Below are 16670 nucleotides of genomic sequence, written 5' to 3'. Positions count from 1 at the left end.
TCCCTCGTCAGGCGGCGCCGGCCGGCCCACGCGTGTCCGGCGCGTGGGCCCACCGTAAACCGCGGGAGGGCGCGGAGCGCGTCAGTGCCGGTGTCGCGGGGCGTCTCCCTCCGCGTCTTCGTGGTCGTGCACCCCGTTCGTCGCGGCGATCTTCTTCCATGACTTCGGCGGCGCGGCAGGTGCCGCCTGACGGGTGATGGACACGGACCGTGCCGCGGGCGCGCTCGGCTTGGACGGCTGGTACAGCCAGGTGTCGAAGAGCGCGGCCAGCGGCTTGCCCGACACCTGTTCGGCGTACACCCGGAAGTCGGCGACCGACGCGTTGCCGTGCGCGTACTTCTTCGGCCAGCCCTTGAGGACGGCGAAGAACGCCTCGTCCCCGATCTCGTTCCGCAGCGCCTGCAGAGCCAGCGCGCCCCGGTCGTACACCGCGAGGTGGAACTGGTTCTCCGGCCCCGGGTCGCCCGGCTTCACGGTCCAGAACTGATCGTCCGCCGGATGCGACGCGTATACATAGTCCGCGATCTCCTGCGCCGTGCCCTCGCCCTCGTGCTCGGACCACAGCCACTGCGCGTACCGGGCGAAGCCCTCGTTGATCCAGATGTCCTGCCAGCCGGCCACGGACACCAGGTCGCCGTACCACTGGTGGGCCAGTTCATGGACGACGACGGAGGTGTTCGTCCCGCTCGCGAACTGCCGCGGGCTGTAGAAGGGCCGGGTCTGGGTCTCCAGCGCGTACCCGGTGTCGGTGTTCGGCACGTATCCGCCGAGCGCGTTGTACGGGTACGGCCCGAAGTAACCCGTCAGCCAGTCGGCGATCTCCCCGGTCCGCTCCACGCTCGCGCGCGCCGCGCCGGCGTTCGCGCCCAGGTCCTTGCTGTAGGCGTTGATGACCGGAATGCCGCTCTCGGTCATGCCCGTCGTGACGTCGAACTTCCCGGCCGCGAGCGTGGCGAGGTAGGTCGCCTGCGGTTTGTCGGAGCGCCAGTTGTAGCGGGTCCAGCCGGCGCGTGAACTCGACGACTGGAGCGTGCCGTTGGAGATGGCCTGCGTTCCGTCGGGTACGGCGACCGACACGTCGTAGGTGGCCTTGTCGAGCGGGTGGTCGTTGCTCGGGAACCACCACCAGGCCGCCTCGGGCTCGTTCGCGGCGACTCCGCCGTCCGGTGTGCGGTGCCAGCTGGTGAAGCCGTACGCCTGCTTCGACGAGGGCACTCCGCTGTACCGCACGACGACGGTGACCGAGGTGCCCTTGGGCAGGGGCTTGCTCGGCGTGATCTCCAGCTCGTGCTCGCCGGACGTCGTGAAGGACGCCTTGGCTCCGTTGACCCGCACTTCGCTCACGTCCAGCAGGAAGTCCAGGTTGAACCGGGACAGGTCCTGCGTGGTGCGGGCCAGCAGGGTCGCGGTGCCCGACAGTTCGTCCGTGGCCGGCTGGTACTTCAGCCGCAGGTCGTAGTGGGAGACGTCGTATCCGCCGTTGCCGTAGGCCGGGTAATAGGGGTCGCCGATACCCGGGGCGCCAGGGGAGACGCTCGCGGCCGATGCCGGGATCGCCAGCAGTAGGGAGGCCGCGGCGAGCGAGCCCGGCGCGATGAATCTGCGGTGCACGAAAGCTCCAAGTCGTAGGGGACCGAAGTCTGTTCGGAGCCTATTCATTCGCTGTGCGCGCTGGCGTGTCCATGGTGCCCCCTGTCACACGATCGCCATTCGGCCGTCATGAGCCGAATGGCGCAACCGTCTCGTCCGCACCGGATGGCCCTCTTCTGCACGGGAGTTGACCGATGTACCGTCCGGCGCATGCCGATACGCATGCGCTTCACGACCTGGAGACCGCTCGTGCGCTTCACGACCTGGAGATCGCTCGCCGCCGTCGCCGTAGCCGCTCTGACAGCCGCGCTCCTCACCCCGACCGCGGCCCACGGCGCCCCGCGCGAGAGCAAGCCGGTGTACTCGTACGAGAAAGCCGTCCGCGAGGCCGTTTGGGTGGACACCGGACTCGACGGCGACAGCGACGGCAGGACGTACCGCGTCGCCGTCGACATCGTCCGCCCGCGCGAACCCGCCCAGCAGGGCCGGAAGATCCCGGTCATCATGGACGCCAGCCCCTACTACTCCTGCTGCGGACGCGGCAACGAGAGCCAGCTGAAGACGTACGACGCGGACGGCGACGTCGTCCAGATGCCGCTCTTCTACGACAACTACTTCGTGCCGCGCGGCTACGCCTTCGTCGGCGTCGACCTCACCGGCACCAACCGCTCCGACGGCTGCGTGGACATCGGCGGCCGCTCCGACATCCAGTCCGCCAAAGCGGTCGTCGACTGGCTGAACGGCCGGGCCAAGGCCTACACCACCCGCACCGGCACGACCCGCGCCAAGGCCACTTGGACCAACGGCAGGACGGGGATGATCGGCAAGAGCTGGGACGGCACGATCGCCAACGGCGTCGCCGCCACCGGCGTGGAGGGCCTGGAGACGATCGTCCCGATCGCCGCCATCTCCACTTGGTACGACTACTACTTCGCCAAGGGCGCCCCGCTCTACGACTCAGGCCCCGACGCGCTGTCCAACGCCGTCGAGAGCGCCGACGCCCGCGCCGAGTGCGGCGCCGTCCAGCAGAAGCTCGTCGACGGCGCCCCGCGCACCGGCGACCGGACACCGCTGTGGGCCGAGCGCGACTACATCAAGGACGCCGCGAACGTGAAGGCGAGCGTCTTCCTGATCCACGGCATGCAGGACCTCAACGTCCGTATGCAGCACGTCGGTCCGTGGTGGGACGCCCTCGCGAAGAACGGCGTCGAGCGCAAGATCTGGCTCTCCCAGACCGGTCACGTCGACCCCTTCGACTTCCGCCGCGCCGACTGGGTCGACACCCTGCACCGCTGGTTCGACCACGAACTCCTCGGCTACGACAACGGCATCGACGACGAGCCCATGGCCGACATCGAACGCCACCCCGACCAGTGGGTCACCTCGGACACCTGGCCGCCCAGTGGCACCCGGACCACCACCCTGCGCCCCGGCTCGGGCGCCCAGCCCGGCGTCGGCACCCTGGGTCTGAACAAGGGCCGCGGCACCGAGACCTTCACCGACGACCCCGAGCTCAGCGAGACCGACTGGGCTGCGCAGATCGGCACCCCGACCCCCGGCAAGGCGGGCTTCGTCACCCGGCCGCTCACCCGGGACCTGCGCCTGTCCGGCTCCTCCGAGGTGACGGTCACCGCGACCCCGACCACCTCGACGGCCCACCTCTCCGCCGTCCTCGTGGACCTCGGCCCCGCCACCATCCGCGACTACGCGGCGCGCGGCGAGGGCATCAGCACCCTCACCGACCGCACCTGCTGGGGCGCGAGCACCAGCGGCGACAGCGCCTGCTTCAAGGAGACGGCGGCCAAGACGGCGGACGTCGACTACACGATCGTCAGCCGCGGCTGGGCCGACCTCGGCAACCACGCCTCCGACGTGACGGGCGGCCCGCTCACCCCGGGCAAGGCGTACCGCATCACCCTCGACCTGGGCGCGACCGACCAGGTGATCCCGGCCGGACACCGGCTGGCGCTGATCGTCGCGGGCACCGACAACAACCTCATCGAGCCGCCGTCGACCAAGCCGACGCTGACCCTCGACCTGTCCCGCACCTCGGCCCACGTCCCGCTGGTCGGCGGCGCCAAGGCCTTCGCCCGCGCCACCGCCGGCTTCGGGCCGCTCGCCCCCGAGGCCACCACCCTCGACGGCGTCCAGGCACCGCGCACCGTCCAGCGCATCCCGGGAGGCAACCGTTGATCCGCGCACTGACCCTCACCACGGCGGCCCTCGCCGCATCCCTGGTCGCCGTCCCGGCGCAGGCGGCGGACTCCCCGCCGCGCACCGGCTTCGAGCAGTCGAACGGCGCCCGCTGGACCACCGAGCCGGAGGAACAGGACTTCCTGGCCGCCGTCGACAAGGCGAGCGACCGCGTCTCGATCGCCCGCATCGGTACGACGAAGCAGAGCCGCCCCCTCCAACTCGCCCGGCTCGGCGCCGCCCACGCGCCCACCAAGGTCCTGCTCATCTGCACCCAGCACGGCGACGAACCGTCCGGCCGCGAGGCCTGTCTGACCACCATCCGCGACCTCACCTACGCGACCGACCACCGAACCCGCCGCTTCCTGGACCGCACCACCCTGCTCGTCGTGCCCACCGCCAACCCCGACGGCCGGGCCGCCGACACCCGCGGCAACAGCGACGGCGTCGACATCAACCGCGACCACCTCGCCCTGCAGACGGCCGAGGCCCGCACCCTGGCCACGGTCATCCGGGACCAACGCCCCGACCTCGTCTACGACTTGCACGAGTACGGCGCCACACCGCCGTACTACGACAAGGACCTCTTCGACCTCTGGCCCCGCAACCTCAACGCCGCCGCCGCCGTCCACGACGAGGGCGAGACCCTCTCCCAGGCGTACGTCCGCCCTGCCGCACAGAAGGCCGGGTACACGGCCGGCACCTACGGCATCTGGACCGACCCCGTCACCGGTGACCCGATCAGGCAGGTCGCCGGCGACGGTCAGGAACGCATCCTGCGGAACATGTCCGGCGTCAAGCACTCGATCGGCCTGCTCATCGAGAGCCGCGTCGATCCCCTCACCGACGCCGAGAAGGCGGACGAGTCGCTGAACAACCGACGCCGGGTCGACTCCCAACTCGCCGCGCTGAACGGCTTGTTCGCGTACACCGACGAGCGTCGCCGGCAGGTCGAGGTCGCGACGGGTTTCGCGCGCCTCGCGGGCTACGCCGACACGGGTCCCGTCTACGTCGGCGGCGCCGACAACGACCCGCCCGAACCGGCCGAGGTGATCCAGGACCCGCCCTGCGGATACCGGCTCACCCGGGACCAGTACACGGAGTTCAAGGACGAACTCGCCCTGCACGGAGTGAAGACGCGCGGCACCTACGTCCCGCTCCGCCAGTCCCTGCGCGCCCTCGTCCCGCTGCTGCTCGACGAGCGCGCGCCGTACCACCTCACGGTCGGTGAGCCCGACACCGAGTGCTGAGGTGGTCTAGATCGGCGGCACCTGTGGTAGGCCGTGAGGCACAACGCTGAACAGGCGTATCTCACGGTTTCTCAGGGAAGGTGCCGCAGATGACTGAAGATCTGAAGAAGAGGGGAGGCGGCCGGGAAGGTCCCTCGGACATTCCCGGCGGCCGGGTCCATGAGACGGACCGAGTGGTGTTCGGCGTCACCGCCGTCATCACCGTGGCCTTCGTGATCTGGGGCGCGGTGGGGACGGACTCACTGGAGAGCGCCTCCACGACGATGCTCAACGGCCTGATCCACAACGGTGGCTGGGCCTTCATACTGGCCGCTTCGGCCTTCGTCGTCTTCGCGTTGTGGCTCGCGATGAGCCGCTACGGCCGGATCCACCTCGGCGCCGAGGGCGAGGAGCCCGAGTTCCGCACCGTGTCGTGGGTCGCGATGATGTTCAGCGCCGGCATGGGCATCGGCCTGATGTTCTACGGAGTGAGTGAGCCGCTCTCGCACTACACGACCCCACCTCCGGGCACCGACCCCGCCGACTCCGCGGAACGCATGGAGACGGCGATGGCCACCACCCTCTTCCACTGGACCCTGCACCCCTGGGCGATCTACGCGGTGGTCGGCCTCGCCATCGCCTACAGCACCTTCCGCAAACGCCGGCGCCAGACCATCAGCGCGGTCTTCACCCCGCTCATCGGGGAGAAGCACGCGAACGGCACCGGCGGCCGGGTGATCGACATCCTCGCGATCATCGCCACCGTCTTCGGCTCCGCCGCCTCGCTGGGCCTGGGCGCGCTCCAGATCGGCTCCGGTTTCCAGGAGTTGGACTGGATGGACGACGTGAGCACCGGGCTGCTCGTCGCGATCATCGCCGTACTGACCCTGGCCTTCGTCGCCTCGGCGGTCTCCGGCATCGAGCGGGGCATCCAGTGGCTGTCCAACACCAACATGGTGCTCGCCCTGATCCTCGCCCTGTTCGTGTTCGTCGCGGGTCCCACCATCATCGTGCTCGACCTGCTGCCCACCTCCGTCTTCTCCTACCTCGGTGATCTGCCGCAGCTCGCGGGCCGCACCGAGGCCAGCACCGGAGAGGGCGTCGCGGACTGGCTCGGCAGCTGGACCGTCTTCTACTGGGCGTGGTGGATCTCCTGGACGCCGTTCGTCGGCATGTTCATCGCGCGTATCAGCCGGGGCCGCACCATCCGGCAGTTCGTCGGCGGCGTGATCCTCGTGCCCAGCACGGTCAGCCTCGTCTGGTTCGCGGTCTTCGGCGGTTCGGCGATGAGGCTGAAGGAGGGCGGCGCGCTCGGCGAGGAGTCGACCCCCGAGGGCCAGCTCTTCGGCCTCCTCCAGGAGTTCCCCATCGCGACCGTCACCAGCCTGCTGGTGATGATCCTGGTCGGCATCTTCTTCGTGTCGGGTGCCGACGCCGCGTCCATCGTGATGGGCACGCTCTCCCAGAAGGGCGCCCTCGAACCCGGCCGCTTCGTCGTCGTGTTCTGGGGTGTGGTGACCGGAGCCGTCGCCGCCATCATGCTGCTCGTCGGCAGCGGCCAGGGCGACGCGCTCACCGGCCTGCAGAACCTCACGATCCTGGCCGCCGCGCCGTTCGTCCTCGTGATGATCGGGATGTGCGTCGCCCTCATGCGCGACCTGCGCCACGACCCCGTGATCGTGCGCAACGCGATGGGCTCCGAGGCCGTCGAACTCGCCGTGATCGAGGGCCACCAGAAGTACGACGGCGATTTCGGGATCAGGGTCGGACCGGGCCCCGGCACGGAGACGGAGGGCGACCCGCTGGGGCACGACTACCGCTGAGCGCCGAGGAGTTCGCCCGCCTCGTCGCGGGCACGGCCGATCGGGTCGGGGAAGATGCGCAGGCCGTGGGCGACCAGCGCGCCCTCGTGCAGCAGCATCAGCGCGGGGGCCAGCTGGTCGGCCCGGCCGGGCGCGACTTCCCCGACCAGATCGGTGAAGAGCTCCAGCATCCATTGCTTCTGCCCGGTGATGATCGCGTAGGCCGGGTGGGCGGGATCGCTGATCTCGGCGTGGGCGTTGACCATGCTGCACCCCTTCGGGCTGCTCTCGGTCATCCAGGACCGGGACGCGTCGAACACCGCGAGCACGCGGTCGACGGATCCCGGCTCCACGCGATCCAGCCGTTCCGCGACGAAGCGCCGCCAGCGCTCGTCGCGGTCGGCGAGGTACTCGACGACGATCTGGTCCTTGGACCCGAACCGGTCGTAGAGCGTCTTCTTCGTCACTCCGGCCTCGGCGGCGATCAGGTCCACCCCGACCGCGTGGATACCGCGCTCGTAGAACAGCCGGGACGCCGCCGCGAGAACGCGGTGCGCGCCGGGGGTCATCGTGATCCGCCTGGTACTCATGGCACCTGACTATACCGATCTGTATAGTGGTCTGAGTAGGTAGACCGATCTGTATAGTCGGGCGATGAGTGGTGAGTGGTGGACCATGAACATCTTGCTGTCGGCCGCCTTCGTGCTCTGCTGGAGCTCGGGGTTCGTCGGCGCCAAGCTGGGCACGGAGCACGCGGGCGCGGTGACGCTCCTGATGTGGCGGTTTCTGCCGCTTGCCGTCATCCTCATCGCGGTCGCGATCGGGCGCGGGCGGGCGTCATGGCAGGGACTGACCGCGCGTGACATCGCACGGCAGATCGCGATCGGGCTGCTCTCCCAGAGCGGCTATCTGCTCACCGTCTACTACGCCATCCAGCTCGGCGTCTCCAGCGGCACGACCGCCCTGATCGACGGCACCCAGCCCCTCGTCGCGGGCGCGCTCGCCGGGCCGTTGCTGCGCCAGTACGTCTCGGCGCGGCAGTGGCTCGGCCTGTGCCTGGGCCTCGCCGGTGTCGCCGTCGTCACCACGGCCGACGCCTCGGCGGCCACCGCCGTCGCCTGGTGGGTCTATCTCGTCCCGTTCGCCGGGATGCTCTCGCTGGTGGCGGCCACCTTCCTCGAAGAGCGCTCCCGGACACAGGTGACGCCCCTGGTGTCGATGACCGTCCACTGCACCACCAGCGCACTCGTCTTCACGGTCGCCGCCTTCGCGGCCGGGGCCGCCGCCCCCTCCTCCGCCCCGGCGTTCTGGCTGGCCACCGTGTGGCTCGTGACGCTCTCGACGTTCGGCGGCTACGGGCTGTACTGGCTGGTGCTGCAGCGCTCGGGCGTGACCCAGGTCAACACGCTGATGTTCCTCATGGCCCCCGTCACGGCCGTCTGGGGCGCCGCCATGTTCGGCGAGCCGTTCACCGCGCAGACCGCCGTCGGCCTGGCGGTCGCCCTCTCGGCGGTCGCCGTCGTACACGGCGCGAGCCCACGGGCGGGGCGGGAGCGGGTGGCGTCCCGCCAGGTGGTGTAGGGGATCAAGGCGCCGGAATCCGCAGGCCGGAGAGGGTGGCTACGCCGGCTGCCGCCTCGACGGAGATCGCCACGGGCCTTGAACCGGACGCGGTGTGCTTGATCTCTCGCACCACATCGCGGGGCACGGCCGAGGAGCGGGTCACGGCCGCTCGTCCACGGCCCCGGCCGCATCCTCCGCGCAGCCCCACGCCACGGTGATGCCCGCGCCGCCATGGCCGTAGTTGTGCACCAACAGCCGCCCGTCCGGGAGCGGTTCGCGCTCCAGCCGGACCGTGTCCCGGGCGGGCCTCAGCCCGACCCGATGGTCCAGCACCCGCGCCCCGGCGATCTCCGGCCGCAGCGCCGCACACCGTCGTACGATCGCCTCCGCCACCGCCGGATCCGGCTCGGCCGAGAAGTCGTCCTCGTCCGCCGTGCCGCCCAGCAGCAACCGACCGGGCTGCGGAAAGAAGTACGCCATGGCCCCGGCGGCGTCGGTGGAGACGAGCCAGGTCCGGATCCCGGGGTTCTCCACGACGACCAACTGCCCGCGCACGGGCCGTACGGAGGCGTCCGGCACCAGCTCCCGCGCCCCCAGCCCGGTGCAGTTGACCACGACGGGTGCGTCGACCTCCGCGAAGCCGGACACCGTACGCACCTCGATCGCCCCGCCCGCCCCGAGGAACCGCTCGCGCAGCCACGGCAGATGGAGCGCCATGTCGATCAGCGGCAACCGCGCCCACAACCCCGTGCCCGGGTACTCCTCGGCGGTCGCCGGACGCAGCCCCGGCAGCCGCTCGGCGGCCCAGGCATCGTCCGGACCGGCCTCACCCAATACCCCTTCGACCATGCGTACGCCGGTCACCTCGGGCCGTCCCGCCAACTCCTCGTACACATCGAGCGACCGCAGCGCCCACCTGCGTGCCTGCGCGACCGGCTCGATCCGGTACGGCCACCACAGCGCGCCCGCGACCGCCGAGGTGGTCCGCTCCACGGGATCCCGCGTCCACACCCGCACCCGGCGGCCCCGCTCGGCGAGGACGACGGCCGTGGTCAGCCCGATGACCCCGCCGCCGACCACGATGATCTCGTCGTTCGGTTCGCTGCTCATCCGGGGACGGTAGCGGAATGTGTCATGCCGTGCTCAGAGAGCGTTCTTACTGGGGATACTCACAGCATGTCTGCCGAGTACGCGACCTTCGGCCTGGCACCGGCGATACGTGCCGGTGGAGTCCGCGCCAACGGTGACTACCAAGTACACCGGGATTTCGTGGACTTCATCGTGAACGACCGTCCGCTGCTCTTCCAGCTCTCCGACCTCGACGCCGTCTCCCCACTCGCCTCGGACGTCCCACCCGCGATCTTCACCGCCCAGGTCCGCAGCCTGCTGCTGGAGATCGACGCACCCCTGCCCGGTGGCCGGTACGTCATCTACGGCTGTCCCGAATGCGAGGAGCTGGGGTGCGGGGCGGTCACCGCGGTCATCGAGCAGGAAGGCGACGACTACCTCTGGCGCGACTTCGCCTGGCAGACCGACGATTACGCCGACCTGACACTCAACGGCTACCACGGCATAGGGCCGTTCCGCTTCCGCGGTGCCGAGTACCGGACGGCGCTCACCTCCCTGCTGGACGGCTCCGGCAGCGCCCGCCGCCGCGTCCTGCTCATCGGCGCCCGCGTCGCCCTGCTGGCCAAGCTCGCCGCCGCACTGCGCACCATCGGCATCGGCGCCGACATCACCCGCGACGCGGCCGACGTCCCCGCCGACGAACTGCGCGGCTACGGCGCCGTCGCCTTCGGCCGCGCCGTCACCCAGGAGGAACGTGCCGCCGTACGCGCCGCCTTCGACCGCGCCGGTGTCGAGGTCGCCTACGTCGACGGACTCGCGCCGATCGTCCCGCTGCTCGTCGCCCAGATCGAACACGCCCTGGACCGCAGCCCCGCCGACCGGCGCCGGCTGACCCGGCTGGTCGCCGCCGACGGCGAAGCGGGCATCGAGGTCACCTCGCCCTGCCGGGTCCAGCTCACCGCGTACCGCCTCGACCGTCTCTACCGCACCCACGCCCACGAGGTCTTCGACGGGATCCTGGAACCCGGCCGGCATCGCATCGCCCTGGACGCCAAGGCGGTGAAGGGGGAGTCCTTCGTGGTGGCGCGAACATCGGGAAGCGTGCTGGTGGAGGCGATGGCGCACGGATGATTCCGGGCGCGATGGACTCCGTGGGGCCACTAGGATCTACGGTCTGATGACTGCCATCCTCGTCGCCAAGAACCTCGCCGCCGGCCACGGCGACCGCGCGCTGTTCACCGGGCTCGACCTCGTCGTCGCGCCCGGCGATGTGATCGGCCTGGTCGGGGCCAACGGCGCCGGCAAGTCCACGCTGCTGCGGATCCTCGCCGGACTCACCGCGCCGGAGGAGGGCGAGCTGCGCCTCTCGCCGCCCACGGCGACGATCGGCCACCTGCCGCAGGAACCGGAGCGCCGCCCGGGCGAGACCGTGCGGGGGTTCCTGGCCCGCCGCACCGGCGTGGCCGAGGCCCAGCGCACGATGGACGAGGCCACCCAGGCGCTCGTCGACGGAGCACCGGGCGCCGACGACGCGTACGCGACGAGCCTGGAGCGCTGGCTCGACCTCGGCGGCGCCGACCTGGACGAACGGGCCGAGGAGGTCACCGACTCACTGGGCCTGGCAGTCGACCTCGACCAGGCGATGACGTCCCTCTCCGGCGGCCAGGCAGCCCGTGCGGGCCTTGCCTCCCTCCTGCTCTCCCGCTACGACGTGTTCCTGCTCGACGAGCCGACCAACGACCTCGACCTGGACGGCCTGGAACGCCTCGAACGCTTTGTGAGCGGCCTGCGGGCCGGCACGGTCGTCGTCAGCCACGACCGCGAGTTCCTCGCCCGCACCGTCACCAAGGTCCTCGAACTCGACCTCGTACAGGGACAGATCAATCTCTACGGCGGCGGCTACGAGGCCTACCTGGAGGAACGCGAGACGGCCCGGCGGCACGCCCGCGAGGGCTACGAGGAGTACGCCGACAAGAAGGCGGCCCTCCAGGACCGGGCACAGATGCAGCGCACCTGGATGGACAAGGGCGTGAAGAACGCGCGCCGCAAGGCCAGCGACAACGACAAGATCGGCCGCAAGTTCCGCAGCGAGGCCAGCGAGAAGCAGGCCGCGAAGGCCCGCCAGACGCAGCGCATGATCGAACGCCTCGATGTCGTCGAGGAGCCGCGCAAGGAGTGGGAACTGCGGATGGAGATCGCGGCGGCCCCGCGCTCCGGCGCCGTCGTCGCCACCCTGCGCGACGCCGAAGTGCGGCGCGGTGACTTCGTCCTCGGCCCGGTGTCCCTGCAGATCGACTGGGCGGACCGGGTGGCCGTGACGGGCGCGAACGGCGCGGGCAAGTCGACCCTGCTCGGCGCCCTGCTCGGCCGGGTCCCCGTGGACGCGGGGCAGGCCTCCCTCGGCTCCGGCGTCCTCGTCGGCGAGGTCGACCAGGCCCGCAAGGTGTTCCACGGCCCGGAGTCCCTGCTGGACGCCTTCGGCGCGGCCGTCCCCGACACGGAACCGGCCGAAGTGCGGACGCTGCTCGCCAAGTTCGGCCTGAAGTCGGACCACGTATTGCGCGCGGCGGCCACGCTGTCACCGGGTGAGCGGACCAGAGCGGCGCTCGCCCTGCTCCAGGGGCGGGGCGTCAACCTCCTGGTCTTGGACGAGCCGACCAACCACCTCGACCTGCCGGCCATCGAGCAACTCGAGTCGGCCCTGGATTCGTACGAGGGCACGCTGCTCCTGGTCACCCATGACCGGCGCATGCTGGAGGCGGTTCATGTGACGCGCCGGGTGGAGGTGGCGGACGGCAAGGTGACCGAACGCTAATCGCTCCGCTGCGGCGCCGTTGTGGCTGGTCGCGCAGTTCCCCGCGCCCCTTAGGGCGTTGCCGGAGCGGCCAGTCGTGTGGCCAGCCCCGGATAGTCGACGACGAAGCCGTCCGCGTCGAAGACGAGGTCGCTGCGGAAGTCGCCCGAGGTGAAGCGGACGCGTCCGCGGTCTAGGTGGGTGTACCGCTGCGGTGACGGCTGGACGGTCAGGTCCGGCACCGAGACCCAGGCCATGAGGAAGTCCTCCTCACCCGGCGTGCGATGGAGCCCGTGCCGCAGTACCGGCATGCTGTTGGTCAGCGGGCACAGGCCGAGGTCGCAGTCGAGGGCACCGTCGATACCGGGCAACCGCTCGCCGTCCGCGGTCCACCGCCCCTCACCGTCATGCCGCAGGTCAAGGTCCTGTGTGCCGGAGTGGGTCTCAGCCGTGACCCGCAGCCGCCGGGTCACGAAGCCGTCGGCGGTGTCGAGCTCGTACGCGATCCAGTACGGCCCCGGCGTAGTCCCGAAGGCACGCCCACGCGCCCGCAGCGCGTCACCGTCGAAGTCGACCCAGGCGGTCTCGAACCCCCGGCTCTCGAAAACTTCCCAGGTGAAGACATGCGAAGCGGTCATGCCGTCACTGTAAATCCGTACGGCTGTGCACGCGCCCCGCCAGGGGCGCGGGGAACTGCGCGACCAGCCACAACGGACCCGCAGCTCCCCACGACCTTCAGACGCTCAACTCAACGCCGCCCATCCTTGCGATCGACCAGCCCGGCCCGGCGAAGAGCATCGGCCATCGCACTGTTGCCCGGCGCGGGCGCCTGACGCGAGCCGCCACCGCCGCCGCCCCGGCCCTGCCGCTGCTGCGGAGGACGCCCACCCCGCTGTCGCCGCTCGCCGCCCTCGCCCTGTCCGCCGCCCTGCGCAGCGCTCTCGTCGTCCAGCCGCAGGGTCAGGGAGATCCGCTTGCGCGGGATGTCGATGTCCAGGACCTTCACCTTGACGATGTCGCCGGGCTTGACCACATCCCGCGGATCCTTGACGAACGTCTTCGACATCGCGGACACATGCACCAGCCCGTCCTGGTGCACACCGACGTCGACGAACGCCCCGAAGGCCGCCACGTTCGTCACGACCCCTTCGAGAACCATCCCGGAGGACAGGTCGGAGATCTTCTCGACGCCCTCCTTGAACGTGGCGGTCTTGAACGCGGGCCGCGGGTCGCGGCCCGGCTTCTCCAGCTCTTTGAGGATGTCGGTGACGGTCGGCAGACCGAACGTCTCGTCGACGAACTCCTGCGGCTTCAGCGACCGCAGCACAGCCGTGTTGCCGACGAGCGAGGCGACCTCCTGGCCGGACGTCTGCACCATCCGCCGTACGACGGGATAGGCCTCGGGGTGAACGCTCGACGCGTCCAGCGGGTCGTGGCCGCCCCGGATCCGCAGGAAGCCCGCGCACTGCTCGTAGGCCTTCGGGCCGAGCCGTGCCACGCCCTTCAGCTCGGACCTCGACTTGAACGGGCCGTTGGCGTCACGGTGCGACACGATGTTCTCGGCGAGCCCGGAGGAGATGCCGGACACGCGCGCGAGGAGGGGTGCGGAGGCCGTGTTGACGTCGACCCCGACGCCGTTCACACAGTCCTCGACCACCGCGTCCAGCGAGCGCGACAGTTTCACCTCGGACAGGTCGTGCTGGTACTGGCCGACACCGATCGACTTCGGGTCGATCTTCACCAGCTCGGCCAGCGGGTCCTGGAGCCGACGCGCGATGGACACCGCACCGCGCAGCGACACGTCCATGTCCGGCAGCTCCTGCGAGGCGAAGGCGGAGGCCGAGTACACGGAGGCGCCCGCCTCGGACACCATCACCTTGGTGAGCTTCAACTCCGGGTGCTTGGTGATGAGTTCACCGGCGAGCTTGTCGGTCTCCCGGGACGCCGTGCCGTTGCCGATCGCGATCAGCTCGACCGCGTGCTCCTTCGCCAGCCGTGCCAGCTTGGCGATCGCCTCGTCCCACCGGTTCGCCGGCACGTGCGGGTGGATCACGTCGGTCGCCACGACCTTGCCCGTCGCGTCGACGACGGCGACCTTCACACCCGTACGGAAGCCCGGGTCCAGTCCCAGCGTCGCGCGTGTGCCGGCCGGGGCGGCGAGCAGCAGGTCGCGCAGGTTGGCGGCGAACACGTTGACCGCCTCGTCTTCGGCGGCCGTACGCAGCCGAAGGCGCAGGTCGAGGCCGAGGTGGACGAGGATGCGGGTGCGCCAGGCCCAGCGGACCGTGTCCGTGAGCCATTTGTCGCCGGGACGGCCGCGATCGGTGACGCCGAACTTCGCGGCGATCATCCCCTCGTAAGACGACGGCCCGTCTGTGGGCTCCTCCGGCTCCAGGACGAGGTCGAGGACCTCCTCCTTCTCGCCGCGCAGCATGGCGAGGATCCGGTGCGAGGGCAGTGCGGTGAACGGCTCGGCGAAGTCGAAGTAGTCGGAGAACTTGGCGCCGGCCTCCTCCTTGCCCTCGCGCACCTTGGCGGCCAGCCGCCCGCGCGCCCACATGCGCTCGCGCAGCTCGCCGATCAGGTCGGCATCCTCCGAGAACCGCTCGGTGAGGATCGCCCGCGCGCCGTCCAGGGCGGCCTGCGGATCGGCGACTCCCTTGTCCGCGTCGACGAACGCCGCCGCGGCGGCCAGCGGCTCGATCGTCGGATCGCCGAGCAGGCCCTCCGCGAGCGGCTCCAGCCCGGCCTCACGCGCGATCTGCGCCTTGGTCCGCCGCTTCGGCTTGTACGGCAGGTAGATGTCCTCGAGCCGCGCCTTGGTCTCGGCGCCGCGGATCCGCGCCTCCAACTCGTCGGTGAGCTTGCCCTGCTCGCGCACGGAGTCGAGGATCGCCGCCCGCCGCTCCTCCAGCTCCCGCAGATAGCGCAGCCGCTCCTCGAGCGTGCGCAGCTGCGCATCGTCGAGCATCTCGGTCGCTTCCTTGCGGTAGCGGGCGATGAAGGGCACCGTCGAACCGCCGTCGAGCAACTCCACGGCAGCCTTGACCTGCCGCTCCCGTACGCCGAGCTCCTCGGCGATCCTGCCTTCGATGGACCCTGCTTCGATGGACCCGGGTGTCGTCACGATCCCGTACCGCCTTCTCACTGAGGTTGCGCGGCAATTGTGGCAGGTGACACCGACAATCGGGGATCGGGTCGGCACCCCGGCCCTGTCGAAGTGGGCGCCAGGCCCGAAGCGGGCGAAATCAGACCCTGCGTCGCCGCGCGCCGCCCGAGGCGCCGCCCAGCAGCCGGGCCAGCGCACGGAAGGGCAGCGTCACCACGGTGGCGATGGCCCCACCGATCTGTCGCAACACGTCAGCAATCGCACGGAGCATGGGCATCCCCTTTCTCTTCCGGCCCCGGTGGCCGGGAAGGACCGAGTACCTCGCCCAGGTCACGCCATGCCCGGCGGCCGGCTCAGCCCTTGCCGAACAGATCCTCGGGGAACGCCCCGGCGGCGACCACCGCGCGGGCGAACCCGGTTGCCAGCTCCGTCAGCCGCTGCACGTCCTCGGCTCCCAGGTGCTCGTAGGGCGCACGGTCCAGCCGGTCGGTCTCCTGCTCGATCTCCGCCCGGAGCGCGACCCCCTGCTCGGTCAGCTCGCCCGCCGCGTCCACCAGCCCGCGCTCCCGCAGCCGTCCCTTCGCCGCGTCCCACTCCTCCTGTCGCCAGCCACGCGTGCCGAACACCCACTTCGGTGAGAAGCCCTTGCCGGTCGCCGTGTGGGTCGCCAGCGCCTCCAGACCGTCGAGCCCGGCCGACACCAGCACGGTGAGATGCCCGTCGCCCCGGTGCTCACGCAGCAGCGTCGCCGCGTGCCAGTACGCCAGATGCGGTTCCTCGGGCACCGGCAGGTCGGCGTGGGCGGCGTACAACGGCCGGGCGCCGCGCGTACAGGCCTCGGCCGCCCGCAGCGCGAGGCGCGCGGCCTCCGCCATCTCCGGCGAGGCCACCACCTGCTCACCCAGGAGGCGGCGCAGCGCGGAATCGACCCCACGCGCGCGTGCCGCCAGAACGGCGTCGGGTGAGGCGATCGCCCACACCGCCGGCACATGCCGGGCCACCAGCTCGTACTTGTAGTTGTAGAACGTCGCCGCCACCGTCCCGGGCCCCACCGGACCCAACGCGGCCGCCCGCACGGCGAAGTTGACGGCCCTGGGGTCCGTGATCCCGAGCGCGCCCAGCTCCTTGCCGACCTCGGGTGCGAAGTAGTGCGCGGAGTGCAGGGCGTTGAGCGCGTTGTGGCAGCGTCGGCCGGCGCGCGGATCGATGGCGGCAGTAGTCATGCCGCGAACATTACTGACCGGTCGGTTCGTGCTCCACAGTCCCCTGGCCGAGGGCAGGAAAGGTGGGGAACTCGTCATTGCGGCCATCCTCCGGCTCAC

Annotated in this window: 14 protein-coding genes; 6 read left to right on the top strand and 8 right to left on the bottom strand. The window is 70.7% G+C overall.

The window, feature by feature from the left end; translation table 11 throughout:
- Nucleotides 1-81: 81 nt before the first annotated feature.
- The gene (locus OG828_RS08430; protein ID WP_328500678.1) at nt 82-1611 is read right to left on the bottom strand and encodes a M1 family metallopeptidase; all 1530 of its coding nucleotides are present in this window, start codon (nt 1609-1611) and stop codon (nt 82-84) included.
- 189 nt (nt 1612-1800) lie between these two features.
- On the opposite strand from OG828_RS08430, the gene OG828_RS08425 reads away from it, so the two are divergent.
- From OG828_RS08425 to OG828_RS08415, 3 genes are all read left to right on the top strand, one after another.
- Complete coding sequence (locus tag OG828_RS08425) at nt 1801-3783, top strand: Xaa-Pro dipeptidyl-peptidase (protein ID WP_328500677.1); 1983 nt, start codon at nt 1801-1803, stop codon at nt 3781-3783.
- Nucleotides 3780-5033 carry a M14 family metallopeptidase gene (locus OG828_RS08420; protein ID WP_328500676.1) on the top strand — a complete coding sequence of 418 codons (1254 nt, stop codon included), beginning with the start codon at nt 3780-3782 and terminating at the stop codon, nt 5031-5033. Before OG828_RS08425 ends, OG828_RS08420 begins: the two co-directional genes overlap by 4 nt.
- 89 nt (nt 5034-5122) lie before the next feature.
- On the top strand, nt 5123-6835 hold the full coding sequence (locus OG828_RS08415) for a BCCT family transporter (RefSeq protein ID WP_328500675.1): 1713 nt from the start codon (nt 5123-5125) through the stop codon (nt 6833-6835).
- Here OG828_RS08415 and OG828_RS08410 read toward each other — a convergent pair.
- On the bottom strand, nt 6826-7404 hold the full coding sequence (locus tag OG828_RS08410) for a TetR/AcrR family transcriptional regulator (RefSeq protein ID WP_328437338.1): 579 nt from the start codon (nt 7402-7404) through the stop codon (nt 6826-6828). The two genes, OG828_RS08415 and OG828_RS08410, sit on opposite strands and share 10 nt — an antisense overlap.
- Before the next feature lie 85 nt (nt 7405-7489).
- Between OG828_RS08410 and OG828_RS08405 the strand changes: the two genes are divergently transcribed.
- The gene (locus tag OG828_RS08405; protein ID WP_328371655.1) at nt 7490-8395 is read left to right on the top strand and encodes a DMT family transporter; all 906 of its coding nucleotides are present in this window, start codon (nt 7490-7492) and stop codon (nt 8393-8395) included.
- 4 nt (nt 8396-8399) lie between these two features.
- On the opposite strand, the gene OG828_RS08400 is transcribed toward OG828_RS08405, so the two are convergent.
- Entirely contained in the window at nt 8400-8540 is a 141-nt protein-coding gene (locus OG828_RS08400; protein WP_328351921.1) for a hypothetical protein, read from the bottom strand.
- Nucleotides 8537-9487 (bottom strand): FAD-dependent oxidoreductase, encoded by a 951-nt coding sequence (locus tag OG828_RS08395; RefSeq protein ID WP_328500674.1) that lies wholly within the window; start codon nt 9485-9487, stop codon nt 8537-8539. The genes OG828_RS08400 and OG828_RS08395 overlap by 4 nt, the downstream gene beginning before the upstream one ends.
- Nucleotides 9488-9553: 66 nt before the next feature.
- On the opposite strand from OG828_RS08395, the gene OG828_RS08390 reads away from it, so the two are divergent.
- Both OG828_RS08390 and OG828_RS08385 read left to right on the top strand, forming a co-directional pair.
- On the top strand, nt 9554-10576 hold the full coding sequence (locus OG828_RS08390; RefSeq protein ID WP_328500673.1) for an oxidoreductase: 1023 nt from the start codon (nt 9554-9556) through the stop codon (nt 10574-10576).
- A 46-nt stretch (nt 10577-10622) separates the two neighbouring features.
- Entirely contained in the window at nt 10623-12260 is a 1638-nt protein-coding gene (locus tag OG828_RS08385; RefSeq protein ID WP_328500672.1) for an ABC-F family ATP-binding cassette domain-containing protein, read from the top strand.
- A 50-nt stretch (nt 12261-12310) separates the two neighbouring features.
- Here the strand turns inward: OG828_RS08385 and OG828_RS08380 are convergent, their stop codons facing one another.
- From OG828_RS08380 to OG828_RS08365, 4 genes are all read right to left on the bottom strand, one after another.
- Nucleotides 12311-12877, bottom strand: coding sequence for a putative glycolipid-binding domain-containing protein (locus OG828_RS08380; RefSeq protein ID WP_328500671.1), 567 nt, complete (start codon nt 12875-12877; stop codon nt 12311-12313).
- Nucleotides 12878-12987: 110 nt separating this feature from the next.
- The gene (locus OG828_RS08375) at nt 12988-15366 is read right to left on the bottom strand and encodes a Tex family protein (protein ID WP_328500670.1); all 2379 of its coding nucleotides are present in this window, start codon (nt 15364-15366) and stop codon (nt 12988-12990) included.
- A gap of 121 nt (nt 15367-15487) precedes the next feature.
- The gene (locus OG828_RS08370; RefSeq protein WP_268867491.1) at nt 15488-15619 is read right to left on the bottom strand and encodes an LPFR motif small protein; all 132 of its coding nucleotides are present in this window, start codon (nt 15617-15619) and stop codon (nt 15488-15490) included.
- Between the two features lie 82 nt (nt 15620-15701).
- Nucleotides 15702-16571 (bottom strand): SCO6745 family protein, encoded by an 870-nt coding sequence (locus OG828_RS08365; protein WP_328500669.1) that lies wholly within the window; start codon nt 16569-16571, stop codon nt 15702-15704.
- Between the last annotated feature and the right edge of the window lie 99 nt (nt 16572-16670).

Source organism: Streptomyces sp. NBC_00457, assembly GCF_036014015.1.
Lineage (GTDB): Bacteria > Actinomycetota > Actinomycetes > Streptomycetales > Streptomycetaceae > Streptomyces.
The sequence above is the reverse complement of the archived record's forward strand: the minus strand, read 5'-3'. Positions and strand labels throughout refer to the sequence as shown.

What these genes read in the sequence shown, in the direction of transcription:
- OG828_RS08380 (WP_328500671.1), bottom strand. Translation starts at nt 12,877, where the DNA reads ATGACCGCTTCGCATGTCTTCACCTGGGAAGTTTTCGAGAGCCGGGGG.
- OG828_RS08425 (WP_328500677.1), top strand. Translation starts at nt 1,801, where the DNA reads ATGCCGATACGCATGCGCTTCACGACCTGGAGACCGCTCGTGCGCTTC.
- OG828_RS08415 (WP_328500675.1), top strand. Translation starts at nt 5,123, where the DNA reads ATGACTGAAGATCTGAAGAAGAGGGGAGGCGGCCGGGAAGGTCCCTCG.
- OG828_RS08370 (WP_268867491.1), bottom strand. Translation starts at nt 15,619, where the DNA reads ATGCTCCGTGCGATTGCTGACGTGTTGCGACAGATCGGTGGGGCCATC.
- OG828_RS08390 (WP_328500673.1), top strand. Translation starts at nt 9,554, where the DNA reads ATGTCTGCCGAGTACGCGACCTTCGGCCTGGCACCGGCGATACGTGCC.
- OG828_RS08405 (WP_328371655.1), top strand. Translation starts at nt 7,490, where the DNA reads ATGAACATCTTGCTGTCGGCCGCCTTCGTGCTCTGCTGGAGCTCGGGG.
- OG828_RS08410 (WP_328437338.1), bottom strand. Translation starts at nt 7,404, where the DNA reads ATGAGTACCAGGCGGATCACGATGACCCCCGGCGCGCACCGCGTTCTC.
- OG828_RS08385 (WP_328500672.1), top strand. Translation starts at nt 10,623, where the DNA reads ATGACTGCCATCCTCGTCGCCAAGAACCTCGCCGCCGGCCACGGCGAC.
- OG828_RS08365 (WP_328500669.1), bottom strand. Translation starts at nt 16,571, where the DNA reads ATGACTACTGCCGCCATCGATCCGCGCGCCGGCCGACGCTGCCACAAC.
- OG828_RS08395 (WP_328500674.1), bottom strand. Translation starts at nt 9,487, where the DNA reads ATGAGCAGCGAACCGAACGACGAGATCATCGTGGTCGGCGGCGGGGTC.